Origin of the sequence: Acinetobacter sp. ANC 3813 (assembly GCF_002135435.1) — a bacterium.
Classification (GTDB): domain Bacteria; phylum Pseudomonadota; class Gammaproteobacteria; order Pseudomonadales; family Moraxellaceae; genus Acinetobacter.
The window spans coordinates 100022-122631 of sequence record NZ_NEGK01000001.1 but is presented as its reverse complement, the minus strand read 5'-3'; the positions used below and the strand labels follow the sequence as shown (position 1 = coordinate 122631).

Annotated in this window: 20 protein-coding genes; 13 read left to right on the top strand and 7 right to left on the bottom strand. The window is 42.5% G+C overall.

The features are described from left to right. Positions 1–291: 291 nt before the first annotated feature. Positions 292–1638 carry a dicarboxylate/amino acid:cation symporter gene (locus tag B9T34_RS00560; protein ID WP_086211224.1) on the top strand — a complete coding sequence of 449 codons (1347 nt, stop codon included), beginning with the start codon at positions 292–294 and terminating at the stop codon, positions 1636–1638. A 193-nt stretch (positions 1639–1831) separates the two neighbouring features. Beyond that, positions 1832–2974: an acyl-CoA dehydrogenase family protein gene (locus tag B9T34_RS00555; protein WP_086211223.1), complete on the top strand. Its 1143-nt coding sequence runs from the start codon at positions 1832–1834 to the stop codon at positions 2972–2974. Positions 2975–3019: 45 nt separating this feature from the next. Here B9T34_RS00555 and B9T34_RS00550 read toward each other — a convergent pair whose 3' ends face one another. Next, on the bottom strand, positions 3020–3538 hold the full coding sequence (locus B9T34_RS00550; RefSeq protein WP_086211222.1) for a type 1 glutamine amidotransferase domain-containing protein: 519 nt from the start codon (positions 3536–3538) through the stop codon (positions 3020–3022). Between the two features lie 474 nt (positions 3539–4012). Here B9T34_RS00550 and pheA point away from each other — a divergent pair, with 474 nt between their 5' ends. From pheA to B9T34_RS00530, 4 genes are all read left to right on the top strand, one after another. Further along, positions 4013–5122, top strand: a complete 1110-nt coding sequence (pheA, locus tag B9T34_RS00545) for a prephenate dehydratase (protein WP_086211633.1) — start codon at positions 4013–4015, stop codon at positions 5120–5122. A gap of 68 nt (positions 5123–5190) precedes the next feature. Further along, entirely contained in the window at positions 5191–6282 is a 1092-nt protein-coding gene (gene hisC, locus B9T34_RS00540; RefSeq protein WP_086211221.1) for a histidinol-phosphate transaminase, read from the top strand. A 3-nt stretch (positions 6283–6285) separates the two neighbouring features. Next, complete coding sequence (locus tag B9T34_RS00535; protein ID WP_086211220.1) at positions 6286–8535, top strand: bifunctional prephenate dehydrogenase/3-phosphoshikimate 1-carboxyvinyltransferase; 2250 nt, start codon at positions 6286–6288, stop codon at positions 8533–8535. Between the two features lie 109 nt (positions 8536–8644). Then, positions 8645–9010: a hypothetical protein gene (locus B9T34_RS00530; protein WP_086211219.1), complete on the top strand. Its 366-nt coding sequence runs from the start codon at positions 8645–8647 to the stop codon at positions 9008–9010. Positions 9011–9147: 137 nt separating this feature from the next. On the opposite strand, the gene B9T34_RS00525 is transcribed toward B9T34_RS00530, so the two are convergent. Further along, on the bottom strand, positions 9148–9588 hold the full coding sequence (locus tag B9T34_RS00525) for a DUF2147 domain-containing protein (protein ID WP_086211218.1): 441 nt from the start codon (positions 9586–9588) through the stop codon (positions 9148–9150). Between the two features lie 323 nt (positions 9589–9911). Next, positions 9912–10541 carry an alpha/beta hydrolase gene (locus tag B9T34_RS00520; RefSeq protein WP_086211217.1) on the bottom strand — a complete coding sequence of 210 codons (630 nt, stop codon included), beginning with the start codon at positions 10539–10541 and terminating at the stop codon, positions 9912–9914. A gap of 123 nt (positions 10542–10664) precedes the next feature. Between B9T34_RS00520 and yaaA the strand changes: the two genes are divergently transcribed. The 5 genes from yaaA to B9T34_RS00495 all read left to right on the top strand — a co-directional run bounded on the left by yaaA (position 10665) and on the right by B9T34_RS00495 (position 15360). Beyond that, on the top strand, positions 10665–11444 hold the full coding sequence (yaaA, locus tag B9T34_RS00515; protein WP_086211216.1) for a peroxide stress protein YaaA: 780 nt from the start codon (positions 10665–10667) through the stop codon (positions 11442–11444). Positions 11445–11923: 479 nt separating this feature from the next. After that, the gene (locus tag B9T34_RS18685) at positions 11924–12112 is read left to right on the top strand and encodes a hypothetical protein (RefSeq protein WP_139841234.1); all 189 of its coding nucleotides are present in this window, start codon (positions 11924–11926) and stop codon (positions 12110–12112) included. 397 nt (positions 12113–12509) lie between these two features. Beyond that, a complete protein-coding gene (locus B9T34_RS00505) occupies positions 12510–13832 on the top strand; it encodes an NCS2 family permease (protein ID WP_086211214.1) in 1323 nt (440 codons plus the stop codon). A 66-nt stretch (positions 13833–13898) separates the two neighbouring features. Next, positions 13899–14900 carry an adenosine deaminase gene (locus B9T34_RS00500; RefSeq protein ID WP_086211213.1) on the top strand — a complete coding sequence of 334 codons (1002 nt, stop codon included), beginning with the start codon at positions 13899–13901 and terminating at the stop codon, positions 14898–14900. Between the two features lie 151 nt (positions 14901–15051). After that, positions 15052–15360 (top strand): hypothetical protein, encoded by a 309-nt coding sequence (locus B9T34_RS00495; protein ID WP_228147380.1) that lies wholly within the window; start codon positions 15052–15054, stop codon positions 15358–15360. A gap of 85 nt (positions 15361–15445) precedes the next feature. Here B9T34_RS00495 and B9T34_RS00490 read toward each other — a convergent pair whose 3' ends face one another. After that, positions 15446–16000 (bottom strand): cytochrome b, encoded by a 555-nt coding sequence (locus B9T34_RS00490; RefSeq protein ID WP_086211211.1) that lies wholly within the window; start codon positions 15998–16000, stop codon positions 15446–15448. A gap of 212 nt (positions 16001–16212) precedes the next feature. On the opposite strand from B9T34_RS00490, the gene B9T34_RS00485 reads away from it, so the two are divergent. Beyond that, positions 16213–16599 carry a hypothetical protein gene (locus B9T34_RS00485; protein WP_086211632.1) on the top strand — a complete coding sequence of 129 codons (387 nt, stop codon included), beginning with the start codon at positions 16213–16215 and terminating at the stop codon, positions 16597–16599. Positions 16600–16673: 74 nt separating this feature from the next. After that, positions 16674–17249 (top strand): ribonuclease HII, encoded by a 576-nt coding sequence (rnhB, locus tag B9T34_RS00480; RefSeq protein WP_086211210.1) that lies wholly within the window; start codon positions 16674–16676, stop codon positions 17247–17249. Positions 17250–17310: 61 nt separating this feature from the next. Here the strand turns inward: rnhB and csrA are convergent, their stop codons facing one another. The 3 genes from csrA to alaS all read right to left on the bottom strand — a co-directional run bounded on the left by csrA (position 17311) and on the right by alaS (position 22141). Continuing rightward, entirely contained in the window at positions 17311–17565 is a 255-nt protein-coding gene (gene csrA, locus B9T34_RS00475; protein ID WP_067670698.1) for a carbon storage regulator CsrA, read from the bottom strand. A 254-nt stretch (positions 17566–17819) separates the two neighbouring features. Then, the gene (locus B9T34_RS00470) at positions 17820–19100 is read right to left on the bottom strand and encodes an aspartate kinase (protein WP_086211209.1); all 1281 of its coding nucleotides are present in this window, start codon (positions 19098–19100) and stop codon (positions 17820–17822) included. A 350-nt stretch (positions 19101–19450) separates the two neighbouring features. After that, complete coding sequence (alaS, locus tag B9T34_RS00465) at positions 19451–22141, bottom strand: alanine--tRNA ligase (protein WP_171265088.1); 2691 nt, start codon at positions 22139–22141, stop codon at positions 19451–19453. Between the last annotated feature and the right edge of the window lie 469 nt (positions 22142–22610).

Genomic DNA, 22610 nt, shown 5'->3' with positions numbered 1-22610 from the left:
ATAAGAAAAGTATATTTATTGAGCAAAATTAACATAACAGGCAAAACGAGCAGTTTATAACTTGGTAAAATTCCCGCGTATTTTTGTGTGCTGTTTCTCCTATTCCAAGCCTTAAAAGGGCATGGGTGATTTTACCGAAATCGATTTTCACACTATTTGCTTGCTGGATTGAATTCAGCAACGTTTTACTCTTTTGTCAGCGGCAAATGAGTTCGGGTTGTTTATTTTTAAAGTAAATAGACAGAACAAACGGAAGCTTCTGTAAACAGAAGTATATTGTGAAGTATTCTCATGACGAAAAAACCAATTTATAAGTCGCTGTATTTTCAAGTGATTGTTGCCATTATTCTTGGTGTGATTGTAGGGCATTTTTCGCCAAGCACGACCGAAATAGTTAATGGCGTAAAGCAAAGCGTTCCGGGCTTAGGCGAGCAGCTTAAGCCGCTGGGTGATGCTTTTATTAAACTGATTAAAATGATTATCGCGCCAGTGATTTTCTGTACCGTAGTGAGCGGTATTGCTGGCATGGAAAGCATGAAATCTGTGGGTAAAACGGGCGGTATTGCACTGCTTTACTTTGAAGTAGTGTCGACTTTGGCGCTGGTGATTGGTTTAGTCGTAATTAATATTGCTAAACCGGGTGTGGGCATGAATATTGACCCTGCTACTTTAGATACATCAGGTATTTCAAAGTATGTAGAGTCGGGTGCGTCGCAATCGACGATTGATTTCTTGCTGAATATTATTCCAAATACAGTCGTTGGCGCATTTGCTGAAGGCGAGATTCTGCAAGTGCTTATGTTTGCGCTCTTGTTTGGTTTTGCCCTGCATAAATTAGGCGATGCAGGTAAGCCGGTTCTAAAATTCATTGATCAAATTTCACATGTGTTCTTCAACATTGTAAATATGATTATGAAGCTTGCTCCGATTGGCGCTTTTGGCGCTATGGCGTTTACGATTGGCAAATATGGCATTGGTTCATTGGCGCAATTGGCGCAGTTAATTATCTGCTTCTATGTGACCTGTCTGCTGTTCATCTTTATTGTTTTAGGTTCGATAGCACGCTTCTGCGGTTTCAGTATCTTAAAAATGATCCGTATGATCCGTGAAGAATTACTAATTGTATTGGGTACATCATCATCTGAATCTGTGCTGCCGCGCATGCTGAAAAAGCTTGAACTTGCGGGCTGTGAAAAGTCAGTTGTGGGGTTAGTAATTCCAACAGGCTATTCATTTAACCTAGATGGTACATCTATTTATTTGACCATGGCTGCAATTTTTATTGCGCAAGCGACCAATACGCAATTGGATTTAGCGCATGAAATTACCCTTTTAGCGGTATTGCTGATTTCATCTAAAGGCGCTGCGGGTGTGACAGGTTCAGGCTTTATTGTGATGGCGGCTACGCTGTCTGCAGTTGGTCATATTCCAGTTGCAGGTTTGGCACTCATTTTAGGTATTGACCGTTTCATGTCTGAAGCGCGTGCATTGACCAACTTAGTGGGCAACTCATTGGCAACAATTGTGGTTGCAAAATGGGTAGGTAAGTTGGATACCGTTCAATTGAATGCTGCGCTTAATGATCCTGCGGAAATAGACCGCAAGATGCAGGAAGAAAGCAATCAAGCGCATGCTTAATGTGTTTTGAGACTTAAAAAGGGAAGCTTCGGCTTCCTTTTTTTATGCAAATTTGAAGATTTATAAGAATTTAAAATTACGTCACAAGCTGTATTTCTAAAAGTTGAACGCTCAGTTTTACAGCATGACATGGCAGCAAAACTTATCTAGGATGGAATCAATCAAAACAACAATGTTCAGAAGGAAGAACTTAATGCTGGCTTATGATGCAGATTTAGAATTATTCAGAGATAACTTTCGCCGTTTTATGCAAGAGCAGATTGCGCCGCATTATGAGCAATGGGAACGTGAGGGCATTATGCCGCGTTCAGTTTGGAATGCATTGGGTGACAATGGTTTCCTGTGTGTAGATGTACCAGAAGAATTTGGCGGTTATGGCGTTCCAACACATTATTCATTAATGCTGGTCGAAGAATCTGCCCGTGCAGGTTTTAGTGCTTTATCTACAGGTATTTCATGCCATTCTGAAATTGCTGCGCCGTATATTCTGCATATTGGTTCTGAAGCGCAAAAGCAATATTGGCTGCCTAAAATGGTCAGCGGTGAAGTGGTTGGCGCAATTGGCATGACTGAGCCGGGTGCAGGTTCAGATTTACAGGCAATGCGCAGCAGCGCAATTTTGCAGGGCGATCATTATTTACTAAACGGTTCTAAAACGTTCATTTCAAATGGTCAGCATGCTGATCTTGTCGTTCTAGCAGCCAAGACTGACCCGCAGGCACGTGCCAAAGGCGTGTCGTTGTTATTGGTCGATACGCATTTAGAAGGCTTCAAAAAAGGCACGAACTTAGACAAGATTGGTCTGCATTCACAAGATACATCTGAGTTGTTTTATGACAATGTAAAAGTGCCTAAAGATCAGCTGCTGGGGCAGGCTGGTCAAGGCTTTGCTTATTTGATGCAGGAATTGCCGCGTGAGCGCACAGCCATTGCTTCAACTGCAATTGGCGCAATACGCGGTTCAATTGATATTGCGGTGCAATATGTTAAAGAGCGTCAAGCTTTTGGTCAGCAAATTGGCCAATTCCAAAATACCCGTTTTGTCATGGCGCAAGCCAAAATTGATGAACTGGCAACAGCGGCATTTTATGAGCGCAATGTAGAGCTTTACATGCAAGGCAAGCTGGATGTAGAAACAGCGGCAGCCCTGAAAAGCTTTGCCACAGACATGCAGATGAAAATTGCGGATAATCTGCTGCAGCTGTTTGGCGGCTATGGCTATATGACAGAATATCCAATTTCACGCTTATTTGTAGATGCCAGAATTCAGCGTATTTATGGCGGAACCAATGAAATTATGAAAGAGATTGTCGCGCGCAGCATCTTAGGACGCTAATTTAAACTAATAAAATAAAAGAGCCGAGCGGCTCTTTTATTTTGCTTATAAGCGGAGAACCTCTAAGGTTTCCCGAATAAATTCAGGCAGATCTTTGGGTGCTCTTGATGTGATATACAGATTATTATCATTCACCACAGGCTGATCAAAATACACAGCGCCTGCATCCTGCAGTTCTAAGATAATGGGTGCGATAGTGGTCATTCTGCGGCCTTTCACAACATGGGCATTGATCAGTAATTGCGGCCCATGGCAGATGCACATAATGGGTTTATAAGCGCCGGCAAAATTCCGCACGAAATTGACATAGCGTTCGTCACTGCGTAGCCGTTCAGGCGAATGCCCGCCCGGAATCAGCAGGGCGTCAAAATCATCAATTGAAGCATGATCTATACTTTGGTCGATGGTCACGCTGTGCTGGCGGTTTTTACCGTGAACAATATTGCCTGCGCGGTGTTCAATATTGGAAATGCAATGGCGCGCTGCACGGAAAGCCTCTACGGGTTCGGCATATTCGGAATCTTCAAAATCATGTGTTACCAGTACAGCGATTCTTTTGCGCATGAGAGGCGCTCCTGTATTGCATTTTAGAAGACTAAAGTACAAAGCTTAAAAAATCGTGTCAGCTTTGCAGCGGATTGGTCTGTAAATCGTTATTCAAGATGCTAGCCATAATGAAAAATTTATAAATTAAAAGTAAGTGGTGATTTTTTAAGCGTGTTTATCTAGAATTTAATGTATATCCAAGCGAAAAACTAGGCATATTTGTTAATTTTTATTATTGCTAAAAGCTCTGTGCTTATAGATAAATACTCCAAGCGGCAAAAGGTGATTTAACTACAATCAAAGTCAAGATGATTTACCGTTTTTTACATCAGTTTTTATAGCAATATTTTTGATGATAAATTTCAGAGCTGCTGATGTTTTAAACAACTGTCTGTTTTTAAGGCTGAATCAATGAATGTCGTATTGCGCAACATTTGAAAGCTAACTATTGTTATAATGTTTGCAACCATGATTTTGAAGGGCGACATAACAATGATCAATGACGATCAGAACACCACGGCTTCTCTCGACTTAGTTCAAATCCGCGAGGATATTGACTCAGTTGATATGCAGATCCAGCAGTTGATTAACCGCCGCGCTAAATTGGCGGAAGCTGTTGCTAAAGCGAAATTCGCTGCTGAAGAGAACCCGCTGTTTTACCGTCCTGAGCGTGAAGCGCAAGTTTTGCGCAAAGTTATGGAGCGCAACGAAGGTCCGCTGTCTGATGCAACGATGGCGCGTTTATTCCGTGAAATCATGTCGGCTTGCCTTGCGTTAGAGGCGCCGCAAAGCATTGCATTTCTAGGGCCTGTAGGCACATATACGCATTCGGCTGTATTAAAGCATTTTGGTCAAGATGCGGTTATCCGTCCATTGCCAACCATTGATGAAGTTTTCCGTGAAGTGGAAGCAGGCAGTGCGCATTATGGTTTAGTGCCTGTCGAAAACTCATCAGAAGGCGTTGTAAATCACACGCTGGACTGCTTTAAAACGTCGCATTTAAATGTGATTGGCGAGGTTGAATTGCCAATTCATCATCAGTTCCTGATTTCTGAAAATACCCGCAAAGACAGTATTAAACAGATTTATGCCCATCAGCAAACTTTGGCGCAATGCCGCGGCTGGCTCGATGCGCATTATCCAGGTGTAGAACGTGTAGCGCTGAGCTCAAATGCAGAAGCCGCGCGCCGTATCCGCAACGAATGGCACTCAGCTGCGATTGCTTCTGAAGTAGCATCAAATATCTACGGTCTAGAAATTTTACATAGCAATATCGAAGACAATCCAGAAAACACCACGCGTTTCTTGGTTATTGGCCGTGAGAAAATTCCACAAAGCGGCAATGATAAAACTTCTTTGTTAATTTCTGCACATGACCGTGCCGGTGCATTGCTGGAAATTCTAGCGCCATTTGCGAAGCATAAAATTAGCTTAACCAGTATTGAAACGCGTCCTGCATTGCCAGAAAAATGGGCCTATGTGTTCTTTATTGACTTGGAAGGCCATGTTGAACAGGACAATGTGAAAGCTGCGCTGGAAGAAATCCGCCCGTTGGTGAAAGAGCTTCGCGTATTGGGTTCATATCCTATTGCCGTTTTATAAATCACAGCCGCACTGAATCTTCGTTGAGGTTCAGTGCATTCATCACTTGTAATCATCGGAAGTGTAAAATGACGTTTGTCCCAGCCAATGAAGGCATCGCAAAACTTAAGCCGTATCAACCGGGTAAGCCGATCAGTGAACTTGAACGCGAGTTGGGTATTACTGATATTGTCAAATTAGCCTCAAATGAAAACCCATTGGGCTGTTCAGATAAGGTGAAAGAGGCGGTTGCAGCAGAGTTGGCTGAAATTGGGCGATATCCAGACGGCGGCGGTTTTATTTTAAAAGACCAAGTGCAAGCGCAGTTTGGTGTTGCACATGACCGAATTACACTGGGCAATGGTTCAAACGATCTTCTGGAAATGTTTGCGCGTGCATTTGTGTCTTCAAGCGATTCTGTGGTGTATAGCCAGCATGCGTTTGCAGTATACAGCTTGGTCACGCAAGCGATTAATGCTGAAGCAATTGAAGTGCCAGCCAAAGGCTTTGCGCATGATTTAGATGCAATGGCTGCCGCAATTAAAGAAAATACCAAGCTAATTTTTATTGCTAACCCGAACAACCCGACAGGGACTTGGTTTGAAGAAGCGGAATTTGATGCTTTCATGAAAAAAGTGTCAGCCAATGTTATTGTTGTTCTGGATGAAGCCTATGTGGAATATTTCCCAGAAAACTTCAATAGCTTGAAATTCTTAGAGCAATATCCAAACCTTATTGTCAGCCGCACATTGTCTAAGTGCTATGGCCTAGCTGCGCTGCGCGTCGGTTTTGCTTTGGCATCTATAGAAGTGACTGATTATTTAAACCGTATTCGTCAGCCATTTAACGTGAACCACTTGGCTATGGTTGCAGCGGTTGCGGCATTAAAAGATGAAGACTTTATTGCAAAATCACGTGAAGTGAACAAAGCAGGCATGGCTCAGCTGCAGGCTGGTTTTGAAAAGCTGGGCTTAAATTATGTACCGTCACGTGCCAACTTTATTTTGGTGGATGTTCAGGCAGACCCTGCACAAACCTTTAATGGTTTGCTTAAACAGGGTGTGATTGTGCGTCCAGTAGGTATTGCAAATCATCTTCGCGTATCCATTGGAACAGAAGCTGAAAATGCCAAGTTCCTTGCAGCTTTGGCAAAAGTGCTTGAATTAGAGGCTGTTGCTTAACATATGTCTGCGCCACTGTTTGAAAAAGTTGCTTTTATCGGGCTTGGGCTGATTGGCTCAAGCCTTGCCCGTGTCATTATTGCTGAAAAATTGGCAAAGCAAATCGTTGCATCGACCCGTTCTAAACAGACCTTGGAAGATGCAAAAGCCTTGGGCTTAATTCAAGAAGGGTACAGTGACCCAATTGAAGCCGTAAAAGGCGCTGATCTTGTGGTGCTGGCTTTGCCAGTACGCGCTACGCAGAAAGTTTTGGAATGCATCAAGCCATATTTGTCTGAAAATGTCATTCTGACGGATGTCGGCAGCACCAAAGGCAATGTGGTGGATGCAGCCAAAGCGGTATTTGGCGAGCAATTGCCAGCCGGTTTTGTGCCGGGTCATCCCATTGCAGGCGCTGAACATACAGGCGTTCATGCAGGCAAGGTCGATTTATTTGCCAATCATAAAGTGATTTTGACCCCGCTGCCAAGCAGTGCGGATTGGGCTGTAGAGAAGCTGATTCAGCTGTGGCAGGCCGCCAAGGCGGAAGTGATTTGCATGGATGTGGAAAAGCACGATGAAGTGCTTGCGCATACCAGCCATCTTCCGCACTTAATGGCGTTTAATTTGGTTGAGCAATTGGCCAATCGTGAAGACAATTTAGATATTTTCCGTTATGCCGCGGGCGGCTTCCGTGATTTTTCACGAATCGCAGCCAGTGATCCGCAAATGTGGCATGACATCTTTTTTGCCAATAAAAAAGCAATCTTAAATGCAGTCGACGGCTTTGAAAAACAGCTCGCGACTTTGCGTAAATTGATTGAAGATGATAACTCTCAAGCGCTCATGGGTGTATTGGGGCATGCTCAGGCTGCCCGTCAGCATTTCAATCATATGCTCGCCAACAAACCTTTGATGGAGAAAAACAAAGTGACGACACAGCAATTTACTATTTTACCGGGCCAGAAAAATTTCCAAGGTAAATTTACCGTGCCAGGCGACAAATCTGTGTCACACCGTTCCATTATGTTTGGTGCGATTGCTGAAGGCACGACGCATGTCACAGGCTTTCTTGAAGGCGAAGATGCTTTGGCGACACTGCAAGCTTTCCGTGATATGGGGGTGAGCATTGAAGGCCCTAAAAATGGTGAAGTCACCATTCATGGTGTTGGCATGCATGGCCTTAAAGCACCAGCAAGTGCGTTATACATGGGCAATTCAGGCACATCCATGCGCCTGCTTTCTGGCATGCTGTCTGCGCAGAAATTTGATTCTGTCATGACAGGTGATGCATCGCTGACTAAACGTCCAATGGAGCGTATTGCAAAACCTCTGCGTGAAATGGGTGCACAGATCCAAACGACGGGTGAACGCGGTACACCGCCTGTATCAATCTCGGGCAGTCAAAAGCTAAAAGGTATTCACTACGACTTGCCAATGGCCTCTGCACAGGTAAAATCGGGTATTTTGCTGGCAGGCCTTTGGGCAGAAGGCGAGACTGTTGTGACTGAACCTGAGCCAACGCGTGACCACTCAGAACGCATGCTGCGCGCTTTTGGCTATGAAGTAAAAACAGAAGGCAATCGCATTTCTCTACAGGGCGGCGGAAAATTGGTTGGCACGAATATTCAAGTGCCATCAGATATTTCATCAGCTGCATTCTTTATGGTGGGCGCTGCAATTACTGAAGGTTCGGATGTGACGCTTGAAGCAGTCGGCATCAATCCAACCCGTACTGGCGTGATTGAAATTTTAAAACAGATGGGCGCTGACCTGACGGTTGAGAATGAACGTATTGCAGGCGGTGAGCCGATTGCGGATATTCGCATTCGCGGCACACGTACGCTGAAAGGCATCCATATGCCGGAAGATCAAGTGCCATTGGCCATTGATGAGTTTCCAGCGCTGTTTATTGCGGCTGCATGTGCAGAAGGGCAAACGATTCTGACTGGCGCTGCAGAGCTTCGTGTAAAAGAATCTGACCGTATTCAAGTCATGGCAGATGGCCTGAAAATTATGGGTATTGACTGTACGCCAACAGATGATGGCATCATCATTGAAGGAAAAGGCAGGTCGGGAGCGTGGGATGTGATTTTCACTGGCGGCGAAATTGAATCACATCATGACCACCGTATTGCAATGAGCTTTTCGATGGCGGGTTTGCGTACATCAGGCGAGATTAAAATTGTTGGCACTGAGACTGTGGCGACAAGCTTCCCAACATTCACTGCATTGGCAAATCAGGCGGGCTTAACGATTCACGTCAGTGAATAATTAGTCTAATTTTGTACATTTGTTAGACAACAGCCAAGCAAACGCTTGGCTGTTCTGTTTTAATTGCTTATTCTAAAACCATACAACAATAATGCCTTTAGGTTATACGATGAGAAAATTACAATTTGCAGCCCACTGCGAACATCAGAAGGATCAGGATGATTTCAGTGCGGCGCAAAAGCAGGTCGCTGATTTGCTGGCATCAAAGCTGGGACAATATGGCTTTGAGACCTTATCGCAAAGCGGAGATCAGATTGCGGTGAGCGTAGATAATCATGCTTTACCGCTGTCAGTGATGTGTCAAGGGCATGATCATGATGGGCATTTGGTCTGTGAAATAACCTCTTATCCAGATGAAAATCAAGATTGGCTAGATCGAATTACGGAACAAAGCTTGTTGAATCAGTTGGCACAAGCGGTCGAAAATACACTGAAAGAAGATGAGTCATTTAGTAAATTTGAATGGAAAGGCTGATGTTTTTTGCACATTAAGCGCCATATTTTAGGGCAGATACCTCATGAAAAGTATCTGCCTTATTCTTTTGAAATATTCATTTTTTATCTTAGTGCTGAAAGGTTTAATTCCTGCACAGAAAAAACTGAACTAGCATTTTATTCCACACGCAGCCAAGTTTGATTACGTCCTACCGCTGATACGCCAATATAGCCGCGCAAGAACAGCTTTTTGTCATTTGCGCTTAATTTGCCTTTCAAGCGGTAAATTTTTCCAGAGACTGGATCAATAATTTTCCCATCGTTATAGTTCACTTCGTCCGAAGATTTTAAACCTGAAATGACTTTCATGCCGATGATCGGCTTGTTGGTATATGGAGCGGGGCAGTTGGTGCAAAATTCTTTTGGTGTATAGCCAGCGCGAGGTGTTGCTTTTAATGCTGTGCCTGCATATGAGCCATCAGACTGCTGTTCAATTTTGACAATGCCTTTTGCTTCACCTGTCTTATCATCCATATAGCGCCATGTGCCTGTAATGTTTTGCGCCATTGCGGATGTGCACAATATTGAAAATGCAATAACCCCGAAAAATACTTTCATAATATCCCTGTAAACTATAAAGAATAAACGACATTTTTTATGTCGAAATGAGTCAAACGTTTGATTATATGGTTAAAAAACAACCATATGAATTGCATTAATGATTATTTTTTAACTAATGTTTCACGATAAATATATTGTATTCTTATTCAGAAAGATTGAGGGATCTAAAATTTTTAATATTTTTTATCAATAATTTATAGCTTAAATCAGATATTTTAGATGATCTGATGAGGGGGTGGCTAAGGTATAAAATGCCATTAAAAACAAAAAAGCCCAGATGAATTCTGAGCCTTGAATATACAGCTTGAAGCAAAATGTATTTACGATACGAGGTAACGTGAAATCGCAATTCGCAGCTGTTTTAAATAACCGGTAAAGAAATGGTTTGCGCCCGGCAAAACAGTCAAAAGGTGGCGCTGCGGTTTAGCCCACACGATCAAATCTGAAAGCAGGGTGACTTCATCCGCTTCGCCATGAATGAACAGAATGTCGCCTTTGATTGCAGGAGTTACATAGTGGCGTACGCCTGCAACAGTCGCTGTCGGCAAGCCGCATAAGATGGTTTGCTTTGGACGGATTTCTTCTTGCAGCGAGTGATAGCATTTTGCCATGACATGCGCGCCGAAGCTGAAACCGCCTGCATAAAATGGCAGTGTTGTATGCATTGCACGGACATGCTGAATGACATCCAGTACATCATCTGTTTCGCCATAGCCTTCGTCATGCTCGCCATGGCTTTGGCCTACGCCGCGGAAACTTGGGCGATAAACAATGCAGCCACGCTCTAAGAACATTTGCGCAAGCAATACAGGCACTTTATGCTGCGGTGTACCGCCTTGCAGTGGATGAGGGTGTGTAACTACCGCGAATCCTTTCACTTCACCCTGAGGATAATCTACAAAAACTTCAATTTGGCCAGCAGAGCCTTGAATGGAAATCTGTTCAGACATAGAGATAGATTAGTAAGCAGGAGAATGCGTTATTCTACCGATAATGTTCAGTAAAAACACAGATTGGAAATAAAATAAGTCTACTGTTATAGTTTGATTACTTAAATTTTAATCAAGTTATTTATGCTCGCTCTAATTTCTCCTGCAAAAACTTTAGATTACGAATCTGCATTGCCAACGGATAAACACACATTACCAAGACTGCTGGATCATTCACAAGAGCTTATCGACGTAAGTCGTAAACTGTCTGCTTCAGATATCGCCAGTTTAATGAGTGTGAGTGAAAAAATTGCGCATTTAAACGCAGGGCGCTTTCGAGATTGGCATTCGGACTTTAATTTTTCTAATGCGCGTCAGGCGCTATTTGCATTTAAAGGTGACGTTTATACGGGATTGGATGTTTATAGCCTGAACGATCAGCAGATTGAGTATGCACAGAAGCATTTGCGAATGCTGTCAGGTCTGTACGGCTTATTGCGCCCTTTGGATCTGATGATGCCTTATCGTTTAGAGATGGGTACAAAACTGAAAAACCTACGCGGGCATAATTTGTATGAGTTTTGGGGCGATGAAATTACTCAAATGATCAATCATGATTTGGAGGCTTCAAATTCTGAGCTGCTGGTAAATATTGCCTCAGAGGAATATTACAAGTCTGTAAAAGAAAGCAAAATTAAAGCGAAAATCATCAAGCCTGTTTTTCTGGATCAAAAAAATGGCAAATATAAGGTGATTAGTTTTTATGCCAAAAAAGCGCGCGGATTAATGGCCCGCTATATTTTGGAAAATAAAATTGAACACGCTGAAGATTTAAAAGCCTTTAATACAGATGGCTATTATTTTGATGCAAACAGTTCCTTAAAGGGTGAGCTGGTGTTTAAGCGTGATGAGCAGGCTGCTTAACATATTCAGATACAATAGACCTCTTTCATAAATCATTTTTTGAACTTTTAAAATTCATGATGAAAGTCCCTTCTCCCAAAGGGAGAAGGGACTTTCATTGATAATTTAAGTACCGATTAATGATCATTTTTTTATTTTTGAAAGAACTCTAACGTATGACAGGCTAAGTTTTGTGGCTTGAAAGATATCAGCAAAAAAACGATGTCTGTCATTGTTGGGTTTGGGTGTTTTTTTAACCAAATTAAGTGGTGTGGCCATCTTTTTACAATTCGCTTTTATTTGATGGATTTCACACTTTTATTTGCCGATAAAGAAAGCAAATGTATTTTAAATATTTCCTAATCCTTGAAATAGCGCAACTTTAGCTATAAATTGAAAATAGAAATGAAAAATTGGAAAGATGGAATTGTATTTTTCACTTTTTTTCGTTGAAAATTTGTTATCATAAGAAAAAGTTTATTAAATAATAAAAGCCAGTTATGAAAACCCTTATTCCCGTCTTGATTATGCTCGTCGGTGTACTTGGATTTATGGTCTATAAGGACGCTGAAATGAAGAAGCAGGCTGAAGTCAATCAACTGCTGAACGAATCTATTCAGCCTCAAAGAAAGTCTGCAGCAGATAAACATTTGCCGATTGCATCAGCGCAGGCGGCTGAGCTGCCTTGATTGCATCGCTGGCGGATAATTTTTTTTATGAGAAAAATAAATTTCTTTTATAGAAACCAATATCTTAAATTTAATGAATTTGTCCGCTAAATAAAATTTAGAAACAATAAAAATCAATGTGTTATAATTTGGTACATATGAAATTGGATCAGTTTTTAACATATTAAAGTGCTGATTTAATACAGGTAAATGAAGCTGCATAAATATACTATGCAGCTTTTTTGTTGATGCTGATTTTGCGGTTTAACGCACTGAGATTGGCAAAATACTTAATATTTTCCTGCGGTATGAAAATGCCGGCATGCAGATTGTCAAAACATCGACAAAATCAATCATGTTTTTATGATTCATTTTGTGGAGTGCTTAGGCATAAAGTTTACTCAATAGGGGCTAGGTCATGACGACTCCTAATCCATCTTCAGAAAATATTCTTGAACGCCTGTTCAAGCTGAGTGAAAACAAAACCAGCTTTAGAACAGAAGTATTAGCTGGTGTAACTACATTCTTAACCATGTGTTACATCATTATTGTCAATCCAATGATTTTGTCTGAAACAGGCATGGATCATGGGGCTGTCTTTGTGGCGACATGTCTTGCAGCTGCAATTGGCTGCTTGGTCATGGGCTTAGTCGCAAACTATCCTATTGCGCTTGCTCCGGGCATGGGCTTGAACGCTTACTTCACATATTCTGTGTGTTTAGGCATGGGTGTGCCTTGGCAAACTGCATTAGCGGCAGTTTTTGTATCGGGCTTGGTGTTCATTGCGATCAGCATGTTCAAAATCCGTGAAGCCATTGTGAACTCAATTCCAATGTCGCTTAAGCTGGCTATTGGCGGCGGTATTGGCTTGTTCCTCGCTCTGATTGCATTGAAAAATGCAGGCATTATTGTAGACAATCCAGCAACATTGGTGAGCTTGGGGGATCTTAAGCAGCCTTCGGTTCTTTTAGCTTTATTTGGCTTCTTAATGGTTGTGGTCATGCACCAGTTCAAAGTGCGCGGCGCAATCATTATCAGTATTCTGGTGATCACAGCGATTGCTACTGTACTGGGCTATAACGAATTTAAAGGTGTGGTTGGCGCGATTCCTTCAATAGCTCCAACATTCCTGCAAATGGACTTTGAAGGCCTATTTACTGCAAGTTTAATTGGCGTGATCTTTGTATTCTTCTTGGTCGATTTATTTGACTCAACGGGTACATTGGTTGGTGTGTCGCACCGCGCGGGCCTTTTGAAAGACGGTAAATTGCCACGCTTGAAAAAGGCGCTTTTTGCAGATTCATCTGCAATTGTTGCTGGGGCTGCGTTAGGTACATCATCGACTACGCCATATATCGAATCATCTGCGGGTGTGGCTGCTGGCGGACGTACAGGTTTAACTGCGGTGGTTGTGGCTGTGCTGTTTGTTTTGGCATTGTTCTTGGCGCCGCTTGCACAATCTGTACCGAGTTTTGCAACAGCGCCTGCATTGCTGTTTGTTGGTGTGCTGATGATTCAGGGTATCGTTCATATTGAATGGGATGATATTACAGAAGCAGTACCTGCATTCTTGACGATTGTATTTATGCCGTTCACTTACTCAATTGCAGACGGCATCGCAATGGGCTTCATCAGCTATGCATTAATTAAACTGTTCACAGGCAAGGCTAAAACTGTACCGTATATGGTGTGGATTATTGCTGTGCTTTGGGCATTAAAATTTGCTGCGTTTGGCGGTTAATTCTCCAAACTCACGAAAGGGTGTAAACTCCGTTTGCACCCTTTTTTATTTTTATGAGGATAAGAAATGGATCAACTTGAGCTGATTAGCGCTTTGCCAAAAGCAGAGCTGCATGTGCATATTGAGGGTACTTTTGAACCTGAATTGATGTTTGAAATTGCGCAGCGCAACAAAATTGCGATTCCATATCAATCTGTAGAAGAAGTTAGACAAGCCTATAACTTTCATAATTTACAGTCTTTTTTAGACATTTATTATGCGGGCGCGAATGTGCTGATCCTTGAGCAGGATTTTTATGATTTAGCGTGGGCCTATTTTGAAAAATGTGCTGAAGATCATGTGGTGCACACTGAAATGTTCTTTGATCCTCAAACACATACGGATCGCGGAATTGCCTTTGAAACAGTGATTAATGGCTTGCAGCGCGCCTGTGATGACGCAAAAGCCAAATTAGGCATCAGCTCTCACTTGATTATGTGCTTCCTGCGTCATTTGAGTGAAGAAGCTGCATTTGAAACTTTAGAACAGGCTCTGCCATTTAAAGATCAGATTATTGGTGTGGGGCTGGACTCAAGTGAAGTTGGGCATCCGCCATCAAAATTTGAACGAGTTTTTGCAAAAGCGCGTGAAGCTGGTTTCTTAATTGTTGCACATGCAGGCGAGGAAGGCCCTCCAGAGTATGTGTGGGAAGCTTTGGATTTGCTGAAAGTCAACCGTATTGACCATGGTGTGCGTTCAGAGGAAGATGAAGCTTTGATGCAGCGTCTCATTGCGGAGAAGATGCCGTTGACCGTTTGCCCGCTCAGTAACTTAAAGCTTTGTGTGGTTAATGATATGGCAGAGCATAATATCCGCCGCCTATTGCAGCAAGGTGTGCACGTGACGGTCAACTCAGACGATCCGTCATACTTTGGCGGTTATATGAATGATAATTTCATTGCGATCGCAAAATCTTTAGATTTAAGCCATGAAGAGTTAAAGCAATTGGCGATTAATTCATTTGAAGCTTCGTTTATTTCTGATGCTGAAAAGCAGAAGTGGAAGCAGCAGATTGAAATTTTGCATTAATTGCTGGATGTTTGAAAAGGCAGCATCGGCTGCCTTTTTTGTGCCTGCTTGAAATTGTTGTTCTTTAGAGAACTGTGAATCTGCAATAAAAAATGAATGAGTGATATAGATGAAGGTTTTTGTACAAAGTGCTGTATTTGTGGGAGCGCTTATGTCGCTGAGTCATGCGGCGGCGGGGCAGACTGCCATGCAAAAAATGCTAAAACCCTATATAGAACAGCAATGCGCTTCGGAGCTAAAAGATTCGAATATGTGGAAAGCATCTACTTTTTTAATGACAGACAGCAATACAAGTCAATTTGCTAAAGATGTTTGCGGATGCGTCAGCACCAATGCCTTAAATGATGTGCCGGCTACTGAGTTGGCGCATGCCGCTGTAAGTAGTGATGCGAAAAATCTGCTGATTAAAAAAGCCATGATGAACACATTAAAAAGCTGTGTTGTGCAGCAAAAGATGTAAAAGCGCCATCAGGCGCTTTTATTCAGTTTGTTATGAATGATTTTAGTTTTAGTGCGATCTGCATGCTGCAAAGCAAATTGCCTGATTATTTGCCTTGACGTGTCATGCTTCTCAGCACGTTGTCTTTATCAATAAAATGATGTTTTAATGCTGCTAGAATATGACCAGCCAGCAATAGGCCGGCGGCCCATGAGATATAAATATGCAGCGGTTTTACAATCGCAAGAATATCAGGGTCTTCCTGCACTAGGGTTGGAAGATTAAATAAATATAGAACTGGTGCAGGGTGGCCAGCACTCCAGCTGAATAAGCAGCCTGTAATTGGCAGTGCAAGCAGGACTAAATACAGTGCCAGATGGCCTAAATGCGCAAGTTTTTTCATCAGTGGAGTCATGGTTGCTGGCAGTTCGGGCACAGGGTGTGTATAGCGCCAGAAAATGCGGATAACAACTAAAAAGATAATTATTGTGGCTATATTTTTATGCAGGGTAATCACTTGACCTTTAAAGCTGCCGTCTGTGTCATAGCTTAAAAAATTGCCGCTATAAAAACCGATTAGCCATGCGGCAATAAAAATAATGGCCATCAGCCAGTGCAGCCATTGAGCTGTGCGTGTGTAATATTGCGAATTATTTTTCATTTTGAATAGTGATACATTAATATGATCATAGATATTAATGTATTCCTATATGTGGAAACATGCCAGTATTTGATACGCAGTGTTGATAATTTGAAACACTGATGTTGATGCTAAAGTACACAATTACAGCATTATATTTAAATAGATTTACCGTTTTTGATGTCATTTGGGGCACAATACGCGCACCGATTAACATAACAAAGGATTTATCTGTGAAAAAATTAGCTGCAGTTTTAGCACCACTTACATTAGTTCTTTCTGCGTGCGCTGCAACAGGTACAACTGGTACAGCGCCTTCAACTGCAACCACATCAAACAGCCTGGCAATGATGGCGGTTAAAGTAGGCGTGCAAGCAACTTGCGTGACAGAGTTGAATAACAATACTTATTGGAAAACAGGTTCTAAACTTTTAACTGAAACTCAAAAGTCTGAACTTCAAACAGAAGTATGTTCATGTGTAGGTGAAAAAGCGACTACAAGCGTGACTGCAACTGATTTGGTTGTTGCTGCAATGGATAAAACTTCACAAGCGAATCTTGCTGCTAAAATTGTAACGAATACTTTAAATGCATGTGTAGTTGAAACGCTAAAAAACTAAGCATGTATTAAAACGATCCTCTGCGCTGATATAAATTTAGTGAAGAGGGTCGTTTTTTATTGGAGTGAAACACTATGAAAATTGCGGGTGCAGATGAGGCAGGGCGCGGACCTTTAGTAGGTTCTGTGGTTGCTGCGGCGGTCATACTTGATCCCAATAACCCAATTGTAGGGTTGAATGATTCAAAGAAACTCACAGAAAAAAAGCGTGAGAAACTTTTTGTAGAAATTCAAGAAAAAGCGCTGGCTTGGGCAATTGCAGAATGTTCAGCGGCAGAAATTGATGAATACAATATTTTGCAGGCTTCTTTGCTGGCCATGCGCCGCGCTGTAGAGAAACTGACGGTTCAGCCAGAACATCTGCTGGTTGATGGCAATAAAGTGCCTCAGGGCTTAAGCATGAGCTGTGATGCAGTGGTAGGTGGTGATGCGATCCATCCGGAAATTTCTGCTGCCAGTATTTTGGCAAAAGTCAGCCGTGATCGTGAGATGGTTGAGCTGGATGCAAAGTATCCGCAATATGGTTTTGCAAAACATAAAGGCTATCCAACGAAAGCGCATTTTGAAGCGATTGCTCAGCATGGCGTGATCGATGAGCACCGACGCAGTTTTGGTCCTGTACGCAAAGCGATTGAGCAGGCAGAAAGCTGAACGGCAGATAAATTTAAAGCGGCTATAAAGCCGCTTTATTATCACGAGACAACATCAAAAATTAACGGTTGAAGTTGTTCTGTGACAAATTATCATCTTCAAAAGAAGGTTGATAATCTTGATCGAGATGTTGAAGATGTTCGTGCATAGCGCGTTCATGTTGAATACGTTGGTAAATTTCTTCACGATGAACGGATACTTCTTTTGGAGCATTTACGCCAATACGCACTTGATTGCCTTTAACCCCAAGAACAGTCACGCTGACTTGGTCCCCAATCATCAATGTTTCTCCGACACGTCGAGTCAGAATCAGCATGTTTATCTCCTTGCAAAACGCTAAACCTGCAATTGATCTAGAATGTAAAAACACAGCCTGAAAGCAAAGAAAATTTACCAGAATTTAAAGTAACCGTCAGAAGCCTTCATTGTTACAGATTTATTTCTAATAAATTTTCTAAAAATCCTCAGGGTTAATATAGCAGAGCCACTATAAAAAAAACTATAGTGGCCCTGCTTTATTTGTAATGTTTTTCAAATACTGTCTAACAATGACAATTCTTGACACATTTATTACGCACGTGCGCTTGATTCACCGTGTTCGCGGTCTAAACCAAATGCTGTATGCAGTGTACGCACTGCAAGCTCTAAGTAATTTTCTTCAATAATCACTGAAATTTTGATTTCTGAAGTAGAAATCATCAGGATGTTGATGCCTTCATCAGCCAAAGCAGTGAACATTTTGCTTGCCACGCCTGCATGAGAGCGCATGCCTACACCCACGATTGATACTTTAACGATATCATCGCGTGTTGCAACTTCGCGCGCACCAATTGCTTTAGCGGTCGCTTCAAGAATGGCTTTTGCTTTTGCTAATTCGCCGCGGTTTACCGTAAACGTGAAGTCAGTGGTACCGTCTTCTTCAACGTTTTGAATAATCATATCTACTTCGATGTTGGCAGCGCCAATCGGAGATAGGATTTTAGACGCAATACCTGGTTCGTCAGGAACACCTAAAATTGTTAATTTTGCTTCGTCACGGTTAAACGCGATACCTGAGATAATTGGTTGTTCCATGTTGTCTTCCGCTTCAGTGGTGATTAGTGTCCCGACGTTTTGTTTGAAGTTTTCGTCGAATGCGCCATCATCGTCATTATCAAAGCTTGATAATACGCGTAAAGGCACTTGGTATTTACCTGCAAATTCTACAGAACGGATTTGCAGAACTTTAGAACCAAGTGATGCCATTTCCAGCATTTCTTCAAATGAAATGCGGTCTACTTTTTTTGCTTTTGGAGCAACGCGCGGATCAGTGGTGTATACGCCATCTACATCGGTGTAAATTTGGCATTCATCCGCTTTTAAAGCAGCAGCTAGCGCAACACCTGAGGTGTCTGAACCGCCGCGGCCTAAAGTTGTAGTATTGCCTTCAGTGTCAAAGCCTTGGAAGCCAGCCACAACAATCACACGGCCTGCATCCAGATGACTTGTCATCACGTCTGTATCGATAGATTCGATGCGTGCTTTGGTAAATGCGCTGTCAGTTTTAATGCCAACTTGACGGCCTGTTAATGATTTAGCTTCAACGCCAATTGAATTGAGCGCCATTGCTAACATTGAAATCGTTACCTGCTCACCTGTAGAGACCATTTGGTCAAGCTCACGAGGGTCAGGGGTGTCCGTAATGGCTTTCGCTAAAGCAAGCAGGCGGTTGGTTTCGCCACTCATAGCAGAAACGACAATCACTACTTTGTGACCGTGATCATGCCAACGCTTTACACGACGAGCTACATTGAGAATGCGCTCAGGAGTACCCATTGAGGTACCGCCATATTTTTGAACGATTAATGCCATAACTATCCTTACCAAGTAAATAAGTCTAAAGACTTAAAGCACTTACATATATTTGAAGCCAACTGCGCTGAGCAGCCCCAAAATACCACGCAGCTCCTAAATTGCAATCAGTTAATGCAATTTAATGGGATACTTTGTGTCTAATCTTGAAAATATCAGGACCAGACCCTTTCTTGTGATTTGCCATCTGTTTATAGAGTGGAAAATCTGTGTATTTAAGCGCCTTGGCGCATTCAATATTTGCTTAAGATGACTGTGTATTTTGTATGCTCTTACAGCAGTGATTCAAGCAGAGAGGAATAGGGCGGAAATCCATCATTTTATGGGTTTCCGCTGTAAGGTTTTTGACCTTATTTTTCAAGCCATGCAGTCAGGCTGGACATTACAGATGCAAGTTTGTCACTGTAAGGTGCGCCGCCTTGAGCCATGTCCGGCTTGCCGCCGCCTTTACCGCCAAGTTCTTGACCTAAGTGCTTGATGATGTCGCCAGCTTTTACCGCGCCAGTAAACTCTTTTGCTACAGAAGCAATTAAGCTCACTTTGTCGGCATCTACAGCGGCAATCACAATCACAGCATTGTCCAACTTAGATTTAACACCGTCGTGCAAGTTGCGAAGTGATTTCGCATCCACGCCATGAACAGTGGTGATCAATGTTTTGCGGCCAGCAATCTCTTGAACTTGACTTAATAACTCAGCTGCTTGGAAGCTCGCTAGTTTTTGGTTCAATTGTTCAATTTGCTTTTGCAGGCTAGATGCTGTTGAAGCTAAAGATTCCACTTTTTCTAAAGTTTGATCTTTTTGCGCTTTCAGCAAATCATTGATTGCGTGAATGTCACGATCCGCTTTTTGTGCTGCTTCAACTGCTTTGGTGCCAGTAACCGCTTCAATACGGCGAACGCCAGCAGCTACACCGCCTTCAGAAGTGATCTTGAACAAGCCGATATCGCCCGTACGTTTAACGTGAATACCGCCGCAAAGTTCGATCGAGAAGTTTTTCTCCTCAATGATTGAACCCATTGAAAGTACACGTACTTCATCACCGTATTTCTCACCAAACAGCATCATTGCGCCTTTTTCTTTGGCAGCATCGATGTCTAAAAGTTCAGTTGAAACGGCAGTGTTGGCAATGACTTCAGCATTGACAATACGTTCGATTTCTTGAATTTGTTCAAATGAAACAGGTTGATCATTCGCAAAGTCAAAACGAAGCAATTCACTTGCAACCAATGAACCTTTTTGCTGTACATGCGTACCCAATACTTGGCGAAGCGCTGCATGCAGCAGGTGAGTTGCAGAGTGGTTGCGCGCAGTTGCATCACGCAAATCTGCTTTAACAATGGCTTCTACAGCTTGGGCAGCTTTTAAGTTGCCCATCGTCACGATGCCTTGGTGTACAAATGCGCCGCCAGATTTTTTCGTGTCTTGAACTTCGAAAATACCGGTTTCGTTTTTGAAGATACCTGTATCACCCACTTGACCGCCGCTTTCTGCATAGAAAGGTGTTTGGTTCAATACGATTAGCGCTTCGTCGCCTTCAACGACTTCGTCAACTTGTTCGCCATCTTTGTAGATTGCAATGATTTGGCCTTGGCCTGCAGTTGCGTCATAGCCGTCAAATTGAGTTTCGCCTTCAACTTTTACAATCGAGTTGTAGTCAACTGCAAATTTGCCTGCATCACGCGCGCGTTGACGCTGTGCAGCCATTTCAACTTCAAAGCCAGCTTCATCAATGGTTAAATCACGTTCACGTGCGATATCCGCTGTTAAATCTGTTGGGAAGCCATAAGTGTCGTATAGTTTAAATACGGTTTCACCCGGAATCATTGAGCCTTTAAGCTGAGCGAGTTCGCCTTCAAGCAATTTCAAGCCTTGCTCTAAAGTTTTCGCGAATTGCTCTTCTTCCTTCAAAAGCTGCGCTTCAATGCGTGCTTGATTAGCAGCCAGTTCTGGATATGCTGCACCCATCACTTCAATCAATGGCTGAAGTGTTTTGTAGAAGAATGAACCTGTTGCGCCCAACTTGTTACCATGACGTACTGCACGGCGGATAATACGGCGCAGTACATAGCCGCGACCTTCGTTAGAAGGATTTACACCGTCAGCAATCAAGAAGCTGCATGAACGTGCATGGTCAGCAACCACTTTAAGTGATGCAGGGTATTGAACAGGAGTGCCTTTCTCAGCAGCTTCAGCTTCAAGAGCAGTTGTATCTAAACCGATAACTTCTGCAGCGCCTTTTAATACATGCTGGAACAGATCGATTTCGTAGTTTGAGTTGACGTGCTGCAATACTGCAGAAATACGTTCTAAGCCCATGCCTGTATCTACAGAAGGCGCTGGAAGAGGGTGCAATACACCGTCAACAGTACGGTTGAACTGCATGAATACGTTGTTCCAGATTTCAATGAAACGGTCGCCGTCTTCTTCTGGTGTGCCCGGTAGGCCGCCCCAGATGTGATCACCGTGGTCAAAGAAAATTTCAGAACATGGGCCGCAAGGACCTGTATCGCCCATTGCCCAGAAGTTATCTGATGCGTATTGGCCGCCTTTGTTATCGCCAATGCGGATAATACGGCTGGCGTCTAGGCCAATCTCTTTGTTCCAAATATCGAATGCTTCGTCATCGGTGTGGTAAACCGTTGCATATAATTTATCTTTTGGAAGGCCTAACCATTTTTCGTTGGTTAAAAAGTCCCATGCAAATTTGATTGCATCACGTTTGAAGTAATCGCCAAACGAGAAGTTGCCTAGCATTTCAAAGAATGTGTGGTGACGTGCTGTGTAGCCAACGTTATCCAGGTCGTTGTGCTTGCCGCCTGCGCGTACGCATTTTTGTGAAGATGTTGCACGTACATAATCGCGCTTTTCTAAACCTAAAAAGCAGTCTTTAAACTGGTTCATACCAGCATTTGTAAATAGTAATGTTGGGTCGTTGGCCGGAACCAGAGAACTCGACGCGACACGTGTATGCCCTTGCGATTCAAAATAGCTTAAAAAAGCTTCGCGAATTTCAGCTGATGTCATAAAACGAGTACTCACAACCAAGTCACTCCATAAATCTTGAATTTGGCGAATAGCATATCAAGCAAGTCTTACATATAGATAAAGCTGGCTTGAGATACTGGCTTAAAATTTTAAAACGACAAATTATAACGGAAAAAGCCACTGCGACCAATGATTTTAAGTTAAGTATGTGACTTTTTATGGATTTCTAAAAATATCCAAATTGTCGTTGTAAGGCGCAAGTTTTATTAAAGTCTAAAAGTCCACAACATTGAATATCAATCTATTTTTTATGAATAATTTTGAGTAAACAGCAGGGCTAGTTGTTTCAGGCATCAGCTGGGCTGTATTGGTGTGTAAAATAATGAATATAAGCTGAATTTATTGAAGCTGTGTTGAAGATCAGGTGAAAAAGCGGCGAATCTAAAATAATTCTGAATAGCCTTACTTAAATTAATGATAACGGTTGATCTGAGAAATCCATTAACATAGAGGTGTTTTATAA

What these genes read in the sequence shown, in the direction of transcription:
- B9T34_RS00560 (WP_086211224.1), top strand. Translation starts at nt 292, where the DNA reads ATGACGAAAAAACCAATTTATAAGTCGCTGTATTTTCAAGTGATTGTT.
- B9T34_RS00555 (WP_086211223.1), top strand. Translation starts at nt 1,832, where the DNA reads ATGCTGGCTTATGATGCAGATTTAGAATTATTCAGAGATAACTTTCGC.
- B9T34_RS00550 (WP_086211222.1), bottom strand. Translation starts at nt 3,538, where the DNA reads ATGCGCAAAAGAATCGCTGTACTGGTAACACATGATTTTGAAGATTCC.
- pheA (WP_086211633.1), top strand. Translation starts at nt 4,013, where the DNA reads ATGATCAATGACGATCAGAACACCACGGCTTCTCTCGACTTAGTTCAA.
- hisC (WP_086211221.1), top strand. Translation starts at nt 5,191, where the DNA reads ATGACGTTTGTCCCAGCCAATGAAGGCATCGCAAAACTTAAGCCGTAT.
- B9T34_RS00535 (WP_086211220.1), top strand. Translation starts at nt 6,286, where the DNA reads ATGTCTGCGCCACTGTTTGAAAAAGTTGCTTTTATCGGGCTTGGGCTG.
- B9T34_RS00530 (WP_086211219.1), top strand. Translation starts at nt 8,645, where the DNA reads ATGAGAAAATTACAATTTGCAGCCCACTGCGAACATCAGAAGGATCAG.
- B9T34_RS00525 (WP_086211218.1), bottom strand. Translation starts at nt 9,588, where the DNA reads ATGAAAGTATTTTTCGGGGTTATTGCATTTTCAATATTGTGCACATCC.
- B9T34_RS00520 (WP_086211217.1), bottom strand. Translation starts at nt 10,541, where the DNA reads ATGTCTGAACAGATTTCCATTCAAGGCTCTGCTGGCCAAATTGAAGTT.
- yaaA (WP_086211216.1), top strand. Translation starts at nt 10,665, where the DNA reads ATGCTCGCTCTAATTTCTCCTGCAAAAACTTTAGATTACGAATCTGCA.
- B9T34_RS18685 (WP_139841234.1), top strand. Translation starts at nt 11,924, where the DNA reads ATGAAAACCCTTATTCCCGTCTTGATTATGCTCGTCGGTGTACTTGGA.
- B9T34_RS00505 (WP_086211214.1), top strand. Translation starts at nt 12,510, where the DNA reads ATGACGACTCCTAATCCATCTTCAGAAAATATTCTTGAACGCCTGTTC.
- B9T34_RS00500 (WP_086211213.1), top strand. Translation starts at nt 13,899, where the DNA reads ATGGATCAACTTGAGCTGATTAGCGCTTTGCCAAAAGCAGAGCTGCAT.
- B9T34_RS00495 (WP_228147380.1), top strand. Translation starts at nt 15,052, where the DNA reads ATGTCGCTGAGTCATGCGGCGGCGGGGCAGACTGCCATGCAAAAAATG.
- B9T34_RS00490 (WP_086211211.1), bottom strand. Translation starts at nt 16,000, where the DNA reads ATGAAAAATAATTCGCAATATTACACACGCACAGCTCAATGGCTGCAC.
- rnhB (WP_086211210.1), top strand. Translation starts at nt 16,674, where the DNA reads ATGAAAATTGCGGGTGCAGATGAGGCAGGGCGCGGACCTTTAGTAGGT.
- csrA (WP_067670698.1), bottom strand. Translation starts at nt 17,565, where the DNA reads ATGCTGATTCTGACTCGACGTGTCGGAGAAACATTGATGATTGGGGAC.
- B9T34_RS00470 (WP_086211209.1), bottom strand. Translation starts at nt 19,100, where the DNA reads ATGGCATTAATCGTTCAAAAATATGGCGGTACCTCAATGGGTACTCCT.